We start from the raw sequence: 19,173 nt of genomic DNA on the forward strand, positions 1-19,173 counted from the left end.
ATAACTTAGGGGTATTTAGGTAAATAATAGCGAAGAAAATATTAAATCTCAATCTAATATCCCTGTGCTAATATCTCTGTGCAAAAATACCTGTGTAAATATTTCTATGCCAAAATAAAAAAGCCCGTGCGTTCTTCACACACGGGCTTTACTAAAAATATATTTAAAGAATAATTACTTCACAAGCATCATTCTCTTTACATCGGTGAAATCAGCTGCTTGCAGCTTGTAGAAATATACACCTGATGCTAAAGTTGAAGCGTTGAAATCAACTGAATATACATTTGGAGTCATTTCCTGATTTACTAAAGTTACAACTTCTCTTCCGAGCATATCATAAATCTTTAATGTTACAAATGATTGTTTTGGAATTGAGAAATTGATCTTTGTTGTCGGGTTGAACGGATTTGGATAGTTCTGGTTCAACTCAAATTTATCAGGTGTTAAAGAAATAGGAGTACTGATTCCTGATATTCCGCCTGAAGTAACGTTATCAATATATAAGTTATTACCGTATGCGCTCTTTGCAATAAATCTAACTTTATTGGTTCCCACAGGCATTGCATAATATTTATTTGCCCACTGAGCTGCAGTTGGTGTAAATTGTGATGTAGATGAAACTGTTGACATTATAGGTGTAGAGTTTGAACCTGATGTCAAAGAAGTAGACTGATACATACCTACTAATCTTGTCCAGGTTGTACCTGCATCTGTTGAAGTTTCGATTACGCATGAATCAATTGCAGTAGCTGAATAATAAGCTGCGGCAACATCAAATTTTAAATAGTTAAGATTTGCAACTACAGGTGGAAATGTATTTGATGTTAATGTTTGCGGACCTGTTGTAGCAGTTGCTGTCCAGAAATCATATTTAGCTGAAGCTGTACTTCCTGTAGCACCGGTTGTTGCTCTTGTCCAGTATTGTGTTCCTGCACCGTCTAATGTCCAGAATAATGGCGGGAAAGCAGCATCTTCAAAAGTTTGATTCAATGGAAGCAATCCAACTCTTCTTAAAGTAATTTGTCTGTCAGGTGCAGTTGAGTTTAAAGAGTCTGTTGAATATGCTCTTACTCTCCATGTTCCTGTTACGGAATCTCCGGGAGCTACACCCAATGTTGCAAGTAAGCTATCTGCCTGAGAATTTCTTAATGTAAGTGTTGTTCCAAGTCCTGCGTTATCTGCAAGTAATCTTACTGTTGCAGGATCTGAATATGTTGCACCTTGTTTAAAGAGCCATCTGTATGTTGCACCTACGCCGGCTGAACCCCATGAAATTGTTACAGGTGATGGATCAGCAGGAGATGTAATGATTGTGATACCTGATGCAGGAGCAGTTAAAGCAAATGGAGACAATGTAACTTGTTGTCTTCTTAAAGTAATTGCTCTTGGTCCGTTTGTTGATTTTAATGAATCGGCACCTGAAGCTCCGGGACCTTTATATGCCCAAACATCCCATTGACCAACAGCTGAATCGGATGCAGAACCGTTATTTGTAAATCCGTTAGCTGCAAGAAGTATATCTAATGCACCTAAAGTTGTTGTAATAGAATTTGTTGTACCAGAAGGAATTGTAAATCTTCTTGGTGTTGTTGTCGGATTACCAAATACAAATCTGTATGTTGCACCTGTTGCTGATGTATCCCATGTAATTGTTACAGGAGTTGATGAGCCCGGTACAGTTACAATTCTTGCTCCTGCTGTAGGAGTTTGTAAATTGAACGGACTTAAAGGAGGAGCAACTGAACTTCCAAGGTCAATAATAATTACTCTATCAGGAGTACCTTGAACTAATCCGACCCATGTTCTCTTGCCGGGAACCAAATTTGTAACAACTTCACCGCCGCCTGATGCAAGCGGAGCACCTGTTGTTAATGGAACTGTAATATTAATTGGAGACCCAATTTGAGCGAGTGTAACAGCATTGTATTGTACTAATGCTGTACCTGTATTGGATGTTGGTGTCTGGTCTGTTCCAATCCATAGATAAGGACCTGTTGGGTTTGAATCATAACCAACTGAATATAAACCTGAAGCTGGTGTTGTAATTGACGCACCCGGAATGTTCACTCCGTTTGTATCAACGCATACTAACGGACCTGTGAAGGATGTTGTTCCTACCCAGAAACCGTTTCTTACAGGATCCCAGCAAAGTGCTCTTAAAGTTGCTGCACCACTGCATGTGATTGTCTTTACTACAGTTTTAGTAGCAGTATCAACACCGAAAATCTGGTTCGTTGTATTTACACCCCAGAGAAGACCTTTTGCAAAAGCCATATCTCTGAATGAACCTGTAGAGCCTGAAACAGTAAAAGAGTCTATTAATGTCCAGTTAGCTCTGATTCTGTAAAATTTATTTGCATTGAATTGGCTGATGATATAATATGAACCTGTCCACACAACTCCATAGGAAACTGCGTTTCCGGGTGTAAGAGAGTCAACATTATAATTTCCAATCAAGTCGCCAATGGCATCAAGATAGCTGCTATTAACCACCGGCTTCGAAGACGTAATACCGCTAACGAGAGAAGAAGGGTTAACGTCATTTAAAACTGAAGGTCTGATTTTACTATCCTGAGAATTTGCATTTAAAGCAAAAGCCAAAAAAGCAAACAACAATAAAAAAGTTTTTGAAAATTTCATAAATTTTCCTTTCTTAGTTTTAATTTGGTTTAGATGGGGTTTAATAAAATTGAGTATTTATTTTTTTTAATGCAATAGTAAAAAAAAGTTAAATTTTACTAACTGATTTTTTTTTAAAATTTGAATTAACAACAGCCTTTTATTAAAGGGTAAAAAAAAAGCCCTGCAAGCTCTTCGCCTGCAGGGCTTTCAAAATATATTTAATAAGAACTTCTTCTTATTTAATTAAGGACATTTTCTTTACTTCAGAGAAATTACCTGCTTCGAGTTTATAGAAATAAACGCCTGAAGCTAAGTTTGAAGCATTGAAATTATAATTATGTTGTCCTGCATTCAGGTTACCATTTACTAATGTGGCAACTTCCTTACCAAGCATATTGTAAACTTTCAGAGTTACAAATCCGTTTTGTGGAATTGCAAAGCTGATGCTTGTTGTCGGGTTGAATGGGTTAGGATAGTTTTGTGATAATGAATAGTTATCAACAACTGTATTTGGATTTGTTACACCAGATGCTGTACCGCCGTATTTAGAAATACCACCCAATGATTTTACAGCATATAAATATGGACTTCCTGTTCTTGCTGTTGTAATGTGATAGTAGTTTCCACCTGCTGGTGAAGTATAAGCTACTGTCCAAGCTGCACCATTGTTTGTTGTAACGTTAACTGTTGTTGCTTGTCTGGTCATGAATACTTTTGTATTGGAAGGTGTAATACCACTAATGTTACCTGTGCCGATAGATGTCATTGCTGACCAGCTGGTACCGCCGTTTGTTGTTGTGTTTAACTCAGCACCGCCTAAATAACCATTGGTTGGGCTTGAGAAATATAAAGAATAACCGTTAGCCTGGATAGCTGTACCTGCTGTCCAGCTTGTTCCAAAGTTAGTTGTTTTGTAAACGTTTGTGGTGTTTGTACCGATCCAGACATTATCACCAAGACCTGTCATAGCATTGTTCCAGCCGGCAGCAGTTGTTGTAATGTTTTGACCTGTTGAATCCCAGTTAGCGCCGCCGTTTGTTGTTCTCCAAACTTGTAATCTGCCGCCTACAGGGTCACCATACATAATACCGTTGTTAGCATCTTTGAAATAGAAACCGTCCATGAAACCACCGGTTTGTGTGAATACTTGTGTCCAGTTTGTACCGCCGTTTGTTGTTCTGTAAACAAATGTAGCACTAGCTGAAGATGAAGTTGTGATAGCAGTTGTTGCGCTGATACCCCAGATACAATACTGGTCATTTGCATCAGGAGATGTAACTGCTGCCCATGTACCGCCGTTTGTTGTTCTTAAAACTTTACCACCTGCACCGGCAATCCAGGCATTGTTTATGTCAGGAGCTGAAACAGAATATAAAGCTGTTGTAACACCTGATGTTTGTTCGTACCATGTTGTAGGATCAGGAGCAGGAGCTGCTGTTCTTTCAATTGTAATCATATCAAGAGAAATGATATTACTATTGTTACCTGATGGTCCGCCACCAACAACGCAATATCTGATTGCAAATCTTCCGTTAGCTGATGCTGTAGGAGCTCTGAAACCTTTTCTTGAATAGTTACCTGAGATGTCTGTTAAGAATCTACCTAATTCTGTCCAGCTGCCTTCAGGTACTGAATCGTTAGCAGAGTACATTACTCTGATTGAATCCGGATAAGGATTTGCTGCCGGTGATCTTTGGAAGAAATATAATGAGTCACCTGCTTGAATACCACCGGCTAATCTTGGAAGAACTAACCAGCTATCAATGTTGTTTGTTCCTGTAACTACGTTATAGTTTGCATAAACGCATCCTGTTGCAGGACCATTATATGCAGGAATTGTTGTACCGTCACCTTGGAACCACGTAGCTGTAAGACCTTGTGCGCCCGTACCTCTGTAGTATGGTTTGTATCCTCTTGCTTTTAATGATGTTGTATCGTTAGCACCATTTAAGCTGTCAACATATACAACTGTTCCAGCTGAAAAAACTTGTGGATATACATGTTGTGCGTTATCGTAATTCTCAGGAGCAGTTTTAGACACACCCGGTTCATTTGAACCAATGTTAAAGCCTAAAAATATTCCTAACGATAAAACTAGTACAATAAAAGTTGGAATGAGTTTTGATTTCATTTTAATCCTTTTTCCTTTTTTGATTAAATAAATAGTAAAAATAATGTTACGTTAAATTGTCGTTTTTAATTTCATTTGTCAATGAAAAAAAAGTTATATTCTAAACTGTTTTCAATAAAAAAGCCTATCCAACTATTACAGTTGAATAGGCTTTTAAAACTATAACAAATGATTATTATTTTACAAGCATCATTTTCTTTGTTTCAGCAAAGTTGTTTGATTCAAGTCTGTAGAAGTAAACACCGCTTGAAAGAGCAGCAGCATTGAATTCAACAGAATAACTTCCTGTTGTCATGTTTCTGTTTAACAAGGTTGTTATTTCTTTACCCGAAATATCATAAACTTTCAGCGTTACAAATCCATTTTGTGGAATTGAGAAGCTAATTAAAGTTGAAGGGTTGAATGGATTTGGATAGTTTTGGCTTAAAGAATATTCTTTAGCAATTGTACTGTTAAGCGATGGAATAACTGTTATTCCGCCGGCATTTGAGTTACAGAATGCTAATAATGTAGCCAAAGTTCTTCTTAAGCCCATTCCTAATGAATTAGCAGCGCTGCCGCCTGTGTTCTGATAGTATCTTGGATCCTGGAAGCAGGTTACTACGTTGTAGTTTGGCTGTACTCTTCCTATTGCAGCAAGTGTATCAGCTGCTGTATGTCCGGTGTATCCTAAAATCGGAACACTTCCGTTTGTTGTTGATGCCCCGTCAGGATAATAGTTATTTGCATTTGCAATACTATCTGTTACTGAAGGAGTTGTTGTGTTAAATACTATTTTTAGTGTGGCTGAAGCATTGTCAACTCTGTATATAATACCGAGTGCGTTTGCGAAATCTGCATCAAGGCCTGCGCTTCCTGTTCTTTGGTAATTATATGCTTCATCACCACCCATTAAAATAAGATTTTTCTTGTTGGCAGGCGTACCTGAGTTTAACCAGTTCATTAAGTTTACTCTTGCTGCTCTTCCAAGGTATCTGGTAGTAATTGTATTGAATGCAACTTCTGCTACGATAATTGTTTTATATGAGCTTAAGTTAGCCGGTAAAGTTGAGTTTGTGTCGAAAGTTGCAACATCAAAAGTTGAGATTAATGATGGTAAATATTTTACAAGTGAATCTCTGTTTGCTTTTGTTGTTGTTGCACCGCCTAATACTGTATCATGAACTAATACTAAAGTTGTTGGTGTTGGTGGTGCAGGCAGATCACCTAAATCTACTACGAAAACTCTGTCAGGTGTTCCTTGTACTAATCCGACCCATGTTTTCTTTCCGGGAACAAGATTTGTAACAACTTCACCGCCGCCTGATGCTAATGGTGCGCCTGTTGTAAGAGGAACTGTGATATTTAACGGTGAACCAACCACAGCTAATGTACCTGCATTGTATTTTACTAATGCTGTACCTGTTGTTGATGTTGGTGTCTGGTCTGTACCTATCCAGATAAATGAAGTTGCTTGTGAACCGTTGTTTTCATAACCTGCAGAATATAAACCTGATGCAGGTGTTGTGATTGATGCACCCGGAATATTTACACCGTTTGTATCAACGCATACTAATGGACCTGTGAATGATGTTGTTCCTACCCAGAAACCATTTCTGTATGGGTCCCAAGTTAAAGCTCTTAATGTAGCTGCGCCACTGCATGTGATAGTTTTTACCACTGTTTTGGTGGCAGTATCAACACCAAAGATCTGGTTAGTTGTGTTTACACCCCAGAGTAAGCCTTTTGCAAAAGCCATATCTCTGAATGAACCTGTGCTACCTGTAACTGTGAAAGAGTCAATTCTTGTCCAAGCTCCGGTAAATCTATAAAATTTATTAGCATTGAACTGACTGACGATATAGTATGAACCTGTCCATACAACACCGTAAGCAACTGCACTTCCTGGTGTCAGAGAGTCCACATTGTGGTTTCTTAAAAGATCTCCGACAGCTTCTACAGAATTTGCATTAACATGACCCTTGATGTAGTGAGAGGACGACCAAGGATTAACTTCCGTAGAAATTGAACTAGAGTTATCTTGAGCAAATGCATTGAATGCAAAAGCAAGTAACATTACAGACAAGAAAGTAATTTTTCTCATTGTGTATTTTTATTTTGGTTAAATAAGTTTGTAAAAATGTTTTTTATTATAAACAAAAATAGTCCACCCCGAATAAATCAGAATGGACTTCTATTAAAAAAATTTATATAATATTAGAGTATAGTATTTACGTACCAGTAAATTCACCTATGGATTCCTTTCTTGAGTACTTATTTTAGAGGTACTACAATTTTAGAAAAAAATAGGTATAAAGCAATAGTAAAAAAGAGATTTTGAATTTTAGAAGAAAGCCTTTTTTTATAATAATTTTATTTAAAATCAATAAAAAAACCCGTACCGGATAAACCGGAACGGGCTTCTTAATTAATTAATACTGATTAAATCGTTTTCTTATTTCACTAACATCATTTTCTTTGTTTCAACAAAGTTGTCTGATTCCAGTCTGTAGAAGTAAACTCCGCTTGATAAGAATGCGCCGTTAAAATCTACTGAGTAGCTTCCTACCGTCATATTCTTGTTTACAAGTGTCATAACTTCTTTACCTGAAAGATCATAAACTTTCAACGATACAAAACCGTTTTGCGGAATTGCAAAAGTAATTTTTGTTGTCGGGTTGAAAGGATTAGGATAGTTTTGTGATAAAGCATATTTATCTGCAATTGTGCTGACTATAGGAGTAGTATTTGTAATAGTTCCTCCGTTAAGTTTTGCATATCCGATTAAAGCTGCTAACCATGGTTTTAAATCACCATTTACAAAATATCTCGGGTCCTGGAATGATGTTACTGCAAAATAACCTGTAGTACCTTTTGACACTGCAGCAACTGTATCTAATACTGAATGGTTGCCATATTTATAAACAGGTGAACTTCCTAATGTAGGTGAAACTCCGTCAGGATAGTATCCTGCATCGCTAGGTGTCAACAAATTTCTGGTATTGCCGATATCAGTCAAAATACCGGTGATAGTTCCCGGTGAAGGCATACCGGAATCTACTCTGTAAATAAATCCACAATATCCTCTTGAGAATGCTGTGTCCGTATTTGTTTGTCCTGACTGGTCATAATTATAACCCTGGTCACCGCCGATAGAAATTAAAGCTTTTTTATCTGCAGGTGTACCTGAAGCTAACCATGCTTTAATATCAGTTCTGGCGCTTGTACCAAGAGCCAATGCTCCGCTGTTATCGTAGCTAGTTTCAACAAGAATTATTGTCTTATAACCTGACAAGTTTGGTAATACTGTAGCAGCAGTAAAATAACTTACATCATAACCTGAAATCAGGCTCGGTAAATATTTCATAACTGAATCTCTGTCTGCTTTTCTCTTTGCTAAACCGCCTGAAACCGTTGAATCATGGAACAATACCAATGTTGAATTTGAAGGAGGAGGAGGAGCTGACAATGTATCTGTAAATACTAATGTATTTCCTGATAAAGCCGGACCTGATGTTACACCACCGCCTATAACATACTTCCAAATACCGCTGTTGTATCTTACAGAACCGCTGGCATAAGCAAGCATAATTGAAGGCATGTTTGTCTGAGCAGTCCAGGTATTTGCACCCGGGCTGTATACATATGTTTCCTGTGAACCGGTGAATCCTGTTGAAGCACCGCCTGAAACAATAACACCTTTATTGCCCCAGGTTTGAGCATTCCATCTGTATCTGACACCTGCAGGATAATTAGCTCCTGTAGTCCATGTAATTTGACTTCTGTCTGATTGATTGATAACACCTCTGTATGTTACTGCTGTTACTGCTACTGATTCATTAAGACCGCCGACATATACGATTGTATCGCCTGCCATTGCAAGCGCACCGTCGCCTCTTCCTAAAGGAAGACTTGTTGCTGTTCTCCATGAATTTGTCTTTGCATTATACATGAATACAGAAGTTCTTGTAACACCGTTTGCTCCGTAACCGCCGACCAGATAAATCAAGCTATCCTGATATCCAACTGCTTTTACATACCACATACTGTCAGGTGCATTTGCTCCTGTTGACCATGTATTTGCATTAATGTTATACTTATACAAAGTCATGTTTGAAGCAGTACCATTAAGACCGTCTAAACAGTAAATTGTATCGCCTAATTTTGCAGAACCCATAAGTCTTCTTCCTTGCGGTAATGGAGCCATTTGTGACCATGAATTAGCTGCGATATTATATCTGTATGTATTTACGCCGGCTGCTGTACCTGCACCTGTGGAGTCTCCACCGAATACATATACAAAACCTGAATCATTTCTTACATGACCTACACCGCCATGATAATATCTGGCGCTTGGTAAAGCACTTCCAGATACCCATGCTCCGGTCATATCATATTGATTGTTCACCACTGGTATAGGTGACGTTGTGTTTAAAGCTTCTGCTATCGATGTAGCAGTGTTGCCGCCATTAGAATAATAAAATCCTAATGAAAGGACTACAAGTAGTCCTAAAGGCAGAAAAAATGGAATGACTTTTTTCATTTTTTTCCTCGTTAAGTTAGTTAGTTAGTATTTCTTTTTGAATATAATTATCCTATGCAGATAAAAATTTAATTCATCTGCTTGAGATTTAAAATTAAATTGAGAGTGGTAAAATTCCTTAGAGGTTAAGGTCTAACATTTAAAGCATGGGGTAAAACTTATACTTCATAATTGCAAATACTTCTACTGTAACACAGAAAAATACAAATAGTTACATTTCCATGTCACAAATTTACAATGAGATGAAATAAAATTTCTTAGAGTTTGAGGTCAGGTTTAAATTTAAAAGCGGGGTGACTTTTTATACCAAATTAAACCTATGACAACATCAATTATTTGATATTTTTTGTCAAGAGAAAAATAGAGCCATTTAAATCAATCGAATGAGCATTTGAATGAGCTTTATTGTACAATGTCAAGAGTTTAAAACTCTTTTAATAACAACTCCCACTTTATCAGCACTTGGTAATACGGCTGCTTCAAGTCCTGAGTTCAAAGCAATTGCGGGAACGTTCAACGCACCTACTACTTCAACAGGTGCATCTAAATATTTAAAACATTCTTTTGATATTCTTCCTGCAAGGGATTCTGCAAATGAATTTAATGAGGGCTCTTCTGTTACGACTATACATTTATTATGTTTCATCACAGATGTATGCATCGCTTCCTCATCTATAGGATTAAGTGTTCTTAAATCTAAAATTTCTATCTGTCCCGGAAAATTCTTTGAAGCATTCAATGCCCAGTGTACTCCCATACCATATGTAATAATTACAAGCGATTCGCCGTTATCAATTTTTTCCTGCTCAGCATGCTGAACAATCCTTGCCTTGCCGAACGGTATTATATAATCTTCATCGGGCTCAACTGTCATTGCATGAGATGTACCCGGAACTTTGCTCCAGTATAATCCTTTGTGTTCAAACATAACTACAGGGTTTGGATCAAGATATGCTGACTTCAATAAACCCTTTAAGTCAGCGCCGTTGGAAGGGTAAGCAATTTTAATTCCTCTGATAGGAAGCAAGCTTGATTCAATACATCCTGAATGATACGGTCCGCCTGAGCCGTACGCTCCTATAGGAATTCTTATCACACAACCCACGGGATATTTCCCCATTGATAAATAACATGACTTGGATAATTCAACGTGTAATTGATTTACTCCTGCAAATGCATAATCAGCAAACTGAATTTCAACAATCGGCTTTAATCCAACAGCGCTCATTCCTGCTGTCGAACCTACTATATATGCTTCTTGTATCGGTGTATTGAATACTCTGTGGTCTCCGTACTTCTGTGCAAGCGTCGCAGCCTCTCTGAATACTCCGCCTAATCTTTTTCCGACATCCTGACCGTACAGTAATGCATAAGAATCACTTTTCATAATTTCATCTACTGCATGCAGCGCGCAGTCAACCATTACAATCGGCTCTCTTCCATCCGGTTCTCTTTCGCCAAGTTCTTCAGTTACAGTTGTAGGAGCGAACTCATGGTCAGTAACAGTTGCCGGGTCAGGGTCAGGTGACTTCACAGCCTTATCAAATTCTTTCTGAATTTTTTTCATCGCTTCTTTTTCAACTGAGTCAAGAGTCTCTAATTTTGCTCCGCGTGAAATAAGAAGTTTTTTTAATTTCGGGAACGGGTCAATCGCTTCATGCTTTTTCAGATCTTCTTCTGTTCTGTACCATTCTTTTCTTACGCCTGATGTGTGATGCCCGAGTAATGGTACCTCTGCATGCACTAATATCGATGCTCTGTTATTTCTTACGTAATCAATTGCTTCAGTCATTTTTTCATAGGATTCTACAAAGTCAGAACCGTTTATCTGCATTCTCTCCATGCCTTTAAATCCTGCAGCGTAATCATACGCATTCATAGCATACATTTCATCTCCGCTGGCAGATATTCCCCAGTGATTATCCTGCACTAAATAAATTATCGGAAGTTTTTTTAATACTGCCATCTGAAATGCCTCTGCAACTTCTCCCTCTGTAACAGAACCATCACCAAGGGAGCAAAGTACTATCGGCATTTTTTCTTTATCTAACTTCCCTTCCGCTTCTAAATAAGAAACTGCATGAGCCATGCCTGTTGCAGGAATTGCCTGCATGCCCGTTGCGCTTGACTGATGCGGAATTTTAGGGAAACCGGGTTTATTAATCGAAGGATGCGAGTAATAAGTTCTTCCACCTGAAAAAGGGTCATCCCTTTTTGCAAGAAGCTGAAGCATTAATTCATAGGGAGAAAATCCAAGTCCCAGTAAAAATGATTCGTCCCTGTAATATAAACTTAAATAGTCTGATTCTTTTATCTGAAATGCGGCAGCAAGCTGAATTGCCTCGTGTCCGCGTGATGTTGAATGCACAAATTTGCATATCTGCCTGTTTGCATCATAAGTCTCTGCCATTGCTCTGGCATCGCACATTAAGCTGTAGGCTTTGAGAAGGATATCGTTATTTACCATTTACAAAATTCCTTAGTATAAGGAAAATTTACAATTCAAAACGGAGGGATTATTTTACTGATTCGGATTCGTTTATTGCCAGCAGGTTGGAAATAATTCCCTGCATTTGACTGGTATCTTCGAGAATATCAGTAAGATTTTGTATTCGCGAATTTGTATCCACTCTTTTAATTATTTCTAATTTATTTCCTATTTTCTCAAGAGGGAGTCTTAAATCCTTTCCGGCAACGTTAAGAAAATAATTTTTTTCACTATTCAGCTTTACAAGTTCGTCATTTAAAGATTTCAAATGACTGTTCTTTCGTGAAAGAATTTCCGTCTCTTTCTTTGTAATATCTACTTTGTGCAGAATATTCAGCTTCCGGATTTTATCTTCAATTAATGTTTTAATCCTTTCCAAATCAAGTTCAGCATATTTCCTCTGATACTCCAATGCAGTTTTATAATTTTTTTTCTTTAAGTAATATTTTGCAAAATGGAAATGAATCTGCATTACCAGTCTTTTGAGTCCAAGCTTTTCTGATATAACATTTGCTTCACGAAGCCATTCTACTGCCTCTTCATCTTTGCCTAATGCTAAAAGCGCAAGAGATAAATTAATAAGCGTATCACATTTATCAATATTATTTCCCGTGCTTTCATAATACCCGATACACTTATGAAAAATTTCGATTGCCTCATCCGCTCTTTCCACATTGATATAAGAGAGACCTATATTCTGGAGAATCCTGTGCTCCAGGAACGGGTCTCTTTCAAGTTCGGAATTAAATTCTAATGCAGCAAAGTAATACTTAAGCGCTTTATTGTAATACTTCTGAGTGATTTCCTGTTCATCCAAATTATCAACTAAAAATTCTCTTTCAGCAGCGATATTATTGTTAGTTAAAGCAATGTTGTACAGAGAGTAGATAATTCCGTTAACATCGCGTATATCTTTTTTAATTTTTATTGCAAGCTTATAATACTCAAGAGCAGAATCAAATTCCTTTGCAAGCAGATAACAATTACCTATAGAATTTAAAGCGTCAGCTTCTCCCTTAAGCTGATTAGTCCTGTTATAAGCATCTACTGATTTAAAAAATGCTTCAATCTCATTCGTATAATCTCCGATATTCCAGTAACAAATTCCTATCTGCTGGCACACTTGTGCAGTAAGATGTAAGTCATTCGTTTCATCGGCAATTTTCTCTGCTTCACTTAACAATGGAATTGCGGAAGAATAATTTTCCTGCCTTGTATACATTAATCCCAAAACAAATTTAGCCCGGGCAATTCCTTTACTGTAGTTAATCAGATTGGCCATCTCCAGAGCATTTTCAGAGCAATATTTACATTCTTCATAAAGTTTTGTACGACAAAAATGTTCTGCTACCTGATTTATTCCGTCAATTTTTTCTCTGGCTTCTTCCGGCGGGAGTGTTCTGATGTCAGTATCTAAGTGAAGGTTTATCATTACATAGCTTGTATTAGTTATTTAATGATTCTGTCTCGTTTATTGTCAGTAATTCGGAAATGATTTTTTCCATGTGAGAAGATTCTTTCAGAATGGAATTTAGCGGCTCAACAGAATTACTCAAACTGCTTTTTTTTATAAAACCAGTGTGCCCGGATATTTTTTCCAAAGGTTGCTTTAAATCAATTGCAGCAAGATTAAGAAAATAATTTTTATCTCGGTTTAGTTTCAGAAGCTCTTCATGCTTCAATTTTAGTTTTTCATTTTTTTCGGTTAATGCTTCTGCATGTTTTCTGGCAATATCAACTTTATGAAGCACATTCAGTTTTCTTATGTTATTATCGGTTAATGTTTTGTTACGTTCAAGATCAAGTTCCGTGCGCTTTCTGGCATAAAACAATGCCGATTTATAATCTCCTGTTGTCTTGTACATTTCTGCTAAGCTTCTATAAAGATTTATACTATGTCTGTTTGAATGAAGCCTCTCAGCTATTTTCAGAGCTTCAAAAAAATATTCTTCAGCTTTTTTCCATTTTTTCATCCTGACATGTATTATCCCCAGATAAATTACCGTATCACATTTATCAATATCGTTGTTAGTTTTTGTAAAGTAATCCACACAGTCTAAAAGTATTTCAGATGCTTTTTCAGACTCACCGCAGTTAGAATAATTCAACGCAATGTTCTGCAAAATTCTCTTTTCAAGGAAAATATCTTTTTCCAGCTTCTTGTTGAACTCCAATGCTTCCGAATAATACTTCAGAGATTTTCTATAATGCATCTGCGCAAGCTCACTGCCATCCGATAAGGTGAATGCAGCAATGTTGTTATGAATAAGCGCAATATTATAGAGGGAAAAAATTATTCCTCTAATATCTTTTATTTTTCTTTTGATGTTCAAAGACATCTTGTGATACTCAAGACTTGAGTCATAGTCTCCGGTTTCAACAAAATAATTGCCTATTGAGTTAAGACAGTTAGCTTCATCCTTTACAGATTTTATTTGCCTGTATAAATCCAGTGCTTTGAAAAAGCATTCACTCTCATTTTGATAATCTCCGATATTCCAGTATGCAAGCCCCAGCTGATAACATGTCACGGCCGAGCTTTTTAAATCTTTAATAATATCAAATAATTTTTCTGCTTCAATTAAATTCTGAATAGAGGAAAAATAATCTTCCGACATAAAGTTTATTTTTCCTATTACGTACTTCGCTTTTCCGATACCTTTAGAATAATTGATTGTCAGGGAAAGTTCTAAAGCTTTCTCAGCACAATATTTGGAATCCTCATAATTTTTTATTGAATGGAAATGGTCGGCTATCTTATTAATCCCGTCAATTTTTTTATGAGCTTCTTCTATTGGAAGAGATATTATATCAATATTTAAATGAAGGTCTATCATTCAATATGAGTTCAGAATTCAAGGGTGAAAGTTGTACCGCTTCCGTAAACAGACTTGAAAGAAATATTTCCGCCGAGCATTTCGGTTAACTTCTTAACTATGGAAAGACCGAGACCGGTTGAGTTTTCTCCTGCTGTAGGTTTATTGGAAATCTTCGCAAATTTTTTAAAAACTTTTTCCTGCTCTTCTTCTTTTATACCAAGTCCGGTATCAATAATCTGAACTTTAAAATTGTTCACTGCATCAGATAAAATAATCCAAACGTTTTTATTTTTATCGGAATATTTAATCGCATTGGAAATTAAGTTTTCCAGAATTTCAGTTAGAGCTGTTTCATCTGTAAGAAAAAACATTTCTCCTGTTTTATTCTCATACTCTAAAATAATATTTTTTTCTTCTGCAATATGTTTGAAATGAGAAACTATTTCTAAAACCAGAGAAGAAATATTGACAAATTTTAAATTTAGTTTGTACTCACCTGACTCGATTGCATTTACGTCAAGAAGATTGCTTAATATCATTTTCATTCTGTCAGTTACCGATTCTATTCTTTGAATTACAGATTCAAATTTTTCCGGAGTAACTTTATTGATATTTTTAATTAGTGCCGAAGCCGCCAATGAAATTCCGTTAAGCGGATTTTTTAAATCGTGAACAGCTATCCCTAAAAATTCATTTTTTTCTTCATGCAATGCCCGCAGCGCATTATTCAATGCATCAAGCTCTTCATTTTTTTCATGCAGAATCTCAGCTTCCTTTTTAGCAACATCAACTTTGTGCGCAACGTTAAGATATTTTACTTTTAAATCCGAAAAATCTTTTGTTGCCTGTGTTTCAAGCTTGTAATAATTTTCAAAAACTTCGTAAGCTTTTTCATATTCTTCTAACGATTCATATGTATAAGAAAGATGGTAATAAATTTTGTTCTGGAGTTTTTTCGAATTTATTCTAAGAGCAATATCCAGGGCTGTTTCCTGATGAATCAGAGCAGCTTCAAATTCATTCAAATGAAAATAAGCATTACCAATTAGGAGTTCAGTGTGCGCCATTGTAGATTCATCCTTATTCTCCGTAACAATTTCCATACACTTTGAATAATAATCCAAAGCTTTATGATAATCTTTTTGCTTCAGGTAAACTGATGCTATGTTGTTATAAGTTTTTGCAAGGGCATCATTATTCTTAACAAGATTAATATTCATTTCAAGGCTTTCATTCATCAGTTTCAGAGCATCATCAAGCCTGTTCAGATTTGAATACAAAAATCCGAGATTACTTTTCATTGAGCAAATATCGGAAGGATTACCTACTTCATTAGCGAGCGCCATTGCAGTTTCTGCATACTCAAGCGAATTATTAAAATCTTCCATCCAGCTATAACAGTTGGAAATATTGTTTAAAAACTGTGATTCGAGTTTTTTATTATTAAGCTCCCTTGAAATTTTTAGTCCCGAAAAATAATTTGTAAGCGCGCTTGAAAAATCTCCGAGATTTGATAATGCAATTCCAAGGATATTCAGGCAGGATGCTTCTTCACGTTTGATTTCTAATGCAGATGTAATTTGAAGGGCGTCAGTTATATTTTCCACCACTACGTCAAAATGACCTCGCTGCATCGATATCTTTGCAAGACCTAAATGCGCTTTATACAATGAATCGGCGTCGTGAATTTCTTCAGCATAATTTTTCGCTTCAGTATATAATTTTTCTGCTTCTTCTAATTGCGAAGAAGTATAGTTGTTAAAAGCGATTGCAAGAAATTCCCGTAATTTCTCGGCTGTCGGTATTACTTTTTCTTCTATGGGTGACATGGATAACTAAAGATAGAATTATTTTGCAGATTTTGAAATGAAATATATAGTATTGAATTTTATTGGTAATCAATTATTAGAGAAAAAAATGCTACTTTGTAATATGAAAAAATTATTGTTTTTATTTGTTATTTCGGTTGTTTTGAGCTCATGCAAAGTGCAAACAAATTACACTTACAAAGGAGTCGATGATATCGCCGGAGTTTACAAGGTTTTCATGGGTAAAATCGATAGTCTTGAAATCTATATCGTTGACGGAGAGCTTGTAAGAAGAGAAATATATCCCGATTTTATTTTTGGCGGCAACGAACAGCGCTACCCTTTTGTTCCTCATAATGAAATCTGGATTGATAATTCCATTCCTAACAGAGAATATACCACAACGCTCAAACATGAAATAAATGAAATGACTTTAATGCGTGATAAGCAATGGACTTACATTCAGGCGCATGATTCATCATTGATGCTTGAAGTTCAGCTGCGAAACGGATTCAGAGAGGAAAGTCTTACTCATGAAAAATCATTACCTGAAGTTTCTCCGACTGATACGGATTCACTTAAACAAATAAAAACACTGCCTGATAAAATTAAACTGAAAGATATTTATATTGAGAGAAGAGAGAGCAAAGGGAATCCTTACAATGTCTGGCTTGTTGACGGTGATAAAATAAGAAGAGAAATTTATCCCGATTTCGGCTTTGACGGCGACGCGAATGATTACAACTTCATTCCTGAAAATGAAATATGGATTGACGGAAACGTTTCCTGCGAGGAGTATATTTACCTATTAACTGAAGAAAAGAGTTCGATAGAATTGCTTGATGCGGGAGAAGATTATGATGTGGAGACAAAGAAAACAGGAATGAAAGTAAATGAGCTCAGAGCTAAAATTTACAATGACCTCTCACGTAAATTTGTAAAGATTGACAGAAATAATTTAACGCGGGATAAGGGTGTAAAATAAAATTTCTCGCTTCCGGAGTGGAAACTCCGGAAGAAATATTCCAAAACTATTTTGAAGCTGTTTTGTTTTTTGTATCGCTATCAGCAACAAAATCCAGTACGATAGAATTCATGCAATATCTTTTATAAGTCGGCGGAGGACCGTCATCGAAAATATGCCCCAGATGAGAGTTACACCTTCCGCATAATACTTCCGTCCGTTCCATTCCTATAGATTTATCTTCCTGATAAATAACACTGGTTTTGCGGACTGTTTCAAAAAAGCTTGGCCATCCGCAAGTGCTTCCGAATTTTGCATCTGAGCGGAAAAGTTCGTTGCCGCACACTGCGCAGTAATATGTACCTAATCCGGTTGAGTTCCAGAACTTCCCGGTAAAAGCTTCTTCAGTCGCTTTATTTCGTGCTACCTGATAAATACTGTCCGGCAATACTTTTTTCCAGTCTGCATCACTTATGTTTAATATATTCGTATCCGTTCTTGAGTAATAAGGGTTAGCAGGCTTATCTGACTTTGAAATTTCTCTGCTTTCTTTTTGTATCAATGTATCCATGCCCTGCGCAACTTTTTTATCCATAGTTTTTCCGCACCCGTAAAGAAGAACTAACAACAGGAAAGGTATTACTAATATTTTTTTCATTATAAATTTATTGTGTGGTTTTATTATAAAACTGATTTTTGGCTTATATCGTTCATACGATTTTTTTTTTCTTATAGATTTTTAATGCATGGTGTATTGGGGCGCCCCGCGTCCCGACATCCGTCGGGACACTGCGAATTATAATTTTTGCTTTAGCAAAAATTAAAACTCGCAGTCCGGCCTTTCAGGCCGGGCGGGGACGCCCTGTGGAAGGTCAGTAAAAATTTTTACATAATAAATTTGAAACTATATCTTTTGCATCAATGTTTATTTTGTAAGCAGGAAAATATTTAAAAGATATTGCTTTTAAAAATCAAAAAATTTAATTTATCTGCACTCAGTTATTTTACTGGAAAAAACTAAATGGGAAACCGGAAAGGAGTAATGTATGATAGTAAACAATTTTTTGACGGAGGCGCGTCTCTAACTATCATGTTTGTTAACGTAGATTTTAACAAGAGTTTTTGATATAAGAGGGGAAGGTGTAGAATTGTCTTTGAACAGATTAGTTTCTGTTCTTTGCCGCGCTAAACCTCAGGAATTCAATCAGCCCCGCAGGTGAGACTCCCGCGGGGCTTTTTTATTTTTGCTCAACGTTTACATCTTCTTCTTTTTCATACCTTCTTTCAGTTCTTCTTCACTCACATCTTTTATATGAGTTGCAATCCACCATACATTCCCTGAAAAATCTTTTACTGCGCCAGAGCGGTCACCGTAGAACATATCCTCGGGCTCCTGAACTGACTCTCCGCCTTCGCTCACTGCCTGCTTGTACATAGCATCAACGTCTTCTACGTACAAATAAAACATTGCCTGATTTGGTTTGTGACCTTGCGGAGCATCACCAACCATAACAAGCGAATCACCAATGCTTATTTCAGCATTTAATACTTTTCCGTTTGTTTCGTGAATATTGTTTACCTTAGCACTAAATGCCTTCTCCAAAAATTCTATAAATTTATGACATCCATCTACAAGTATGTAGGGTGTAACGGTATGATAACCCTGCGGGATTGGTTTAACTGACATAATTTAAAATTTAAATTCAGAAATTATTTTTAAAAATGAAGGAAGGTTAAAGTGGTTGCTTCTTTTACAAAAACCAACTGTTCAAAATTTAAAAAAGTTCTTAAATTTTACGCGCTAATTTAGAAGAAGAGA

Annotated in this window: 11 protein-coding genes; 1 reads left to right on the top strand and 10 read right to left on the bottom strand. The window is 36.5% G+C overall.

Going from position 1 to position 19,173, the window contains the following annotated elements; all coding sequences use genetic code 11:
- Positions 1-174 precede the first annotated feature (174 nt).
- The 8 genes from JST55_03855 to JST55_03890 all read right to left on the bottom strand — a co-directional run bounded on the left by JST55_03855 (position 175) and on the right by JST55_03890 (position 16,411).
- Positions 175-2,640 (bottom strand): T9SS type A sorting domain-containing protein, encoded by a 2,466-nt coding sequence (locus JST55_03855; GenBank protein ID MBS1492617.1) that lies wholly within the window; start codon positions 2,638-2,640, stop codon positions 175-177.
- Positions 2,641-2,857: 217 nt separating this feature from the next.
- Positions 2,858-4,753, bottom strand: coding sequence for a choice-of-anchor J domain-containing protein (locus JST55_03860; protein ID MBS1492618.1), 1,896 nt, complete (start codon positions 4,751-4,753; stop codon positions 2,858-2,860).
- Between the two features lie 175 nt (positions 4,754-4,928).
- Positions 4,929-5,288, bottom strand: coding sequence for a T9SS type A sorting domain-containing protein (locus JST55_03865; protein ID MBS1492619.1), 360 nt, complete (start codon positions 5,286-5,288; stop codon positions 4,929-4,931).
- Positions 5,289-7,187: 1,899 nt separating this feature from the next.
- Positions 7,188-9,275 carry a T9SS type A sorting domain-containing protein gene (locus JST55_03870; protein ID MBS1492620.1) on the bottom strand — a complete coding sequence of 696 codons (2,088 nt, stop codon included), beginning with the start codon at positions 9,273-9,275 and terminating at the stop codon, positions 7,188-7,190.
- A gap of 415 nt (positions 9,276-9,690) precedes the next feature.
- Positions 9,691-11,742 carry a tungsten formylmethanofuran dehydrogenase gene (locus JST55_03875; GenBank protein MBS1492621.1) on the bottom strand — a complete coding sequence of 684 codons (2,052 nt, stop codon included), beginning with the start codon at positions 11,740-11,742 and terminating at the stop codon, positions 9,691-9,693.
- Between the two features lie 49 nt (positions 11,743-11,791).
- The gene (locus JST55_03880) at positions 11,792-13,195 is read right to left on the bottom strand and encodes a tetratricopeptide repeat protein (GenBank protein MBS1492622.1); all 1,404 of its coding nucleotides are present in this window, start codon (positions 13,193-13,195) and stop codon (positions 11,792-11,794) included.
- Between the two features lie 13 nt (positions 13,196-13,208).
- Positions 13,209-14,600, bottom strand: coding sequence for a tetratricopeptide repeat protein (locus tag JST55_03885; GenBank protein MBS1492623.1), 1,392 nt, complete (start codon positions 14,598-14,600; stop codon positions 13,209-13,211).
- Positions 14,601-14,611: 11 nt separating this feature from the next.
- Positions 14,612-16,411, bottom strand: coding sequence for a tetratricopeptide repeat-containing sensor histidine kinase (locus JST55_03890; protein ID MBS1492624.1), 1,800 nt, complete (start codon positions 16,409-16,411; stop codon positions 14,612-14,614).
- A gap of 103 nt (positions 16,412-16,514) precedes the next feature.
- Here JST55_03890 and JST55_03895 point away from each other — a divergent pair, with 103 nt between their 5' ends.
- A complete protein-coding gene (locus JST55_03895; GenBank protein ID MBS1492625.1) occupies positions 16,515-17,375 on the top strand; it encodes a hypothetical protein in 861 nt (286 codons plus the stop codon).
- Positions 17,376-17,421: 46 nt separating this feature from the next.
- Here the strand turns inward: JST55_03895 and msrB are convergent, their stop codons facing one another.
- Together msrB and JST55_03905 are read right to left on the bottom strand one after the other, a co-directional pair.
- Positions 17,422-18,012, bottom strand: coding sequence for a peptide-methionine (R)-S-oxide reductase MsrB (gene msrB / locus JST55_03900; GenBank protein ID MBS1492626.1), 591 nt, complete (start codon positions 18,010-18,012; stop codon positions 17,422-17,424).
- Positions 18,013-18,609: 597 nt separating this feature from the next.
- On the bottom strand, positions 18,610-19,041 hold the full coding sequence (locus tag JST55_03905; GenBank protein MBS1492627.1) for a VOC family protein: 432 nt from the start codon (positions 19,039-19,041) through the stop codon (positions 18,610-18,612).
- Positions 19,042-19,173 lie beyond the last annotated feature (132 nt).

The organism is Bacteroidota bacterium (assembly GCA_018266835.1).
Taxonomy (GTDB): Bacteria; Bacteroidota; Ignavibacteria; order Tepidaquicellales; family Tepidaquicellaceae; genus JAFDZO01.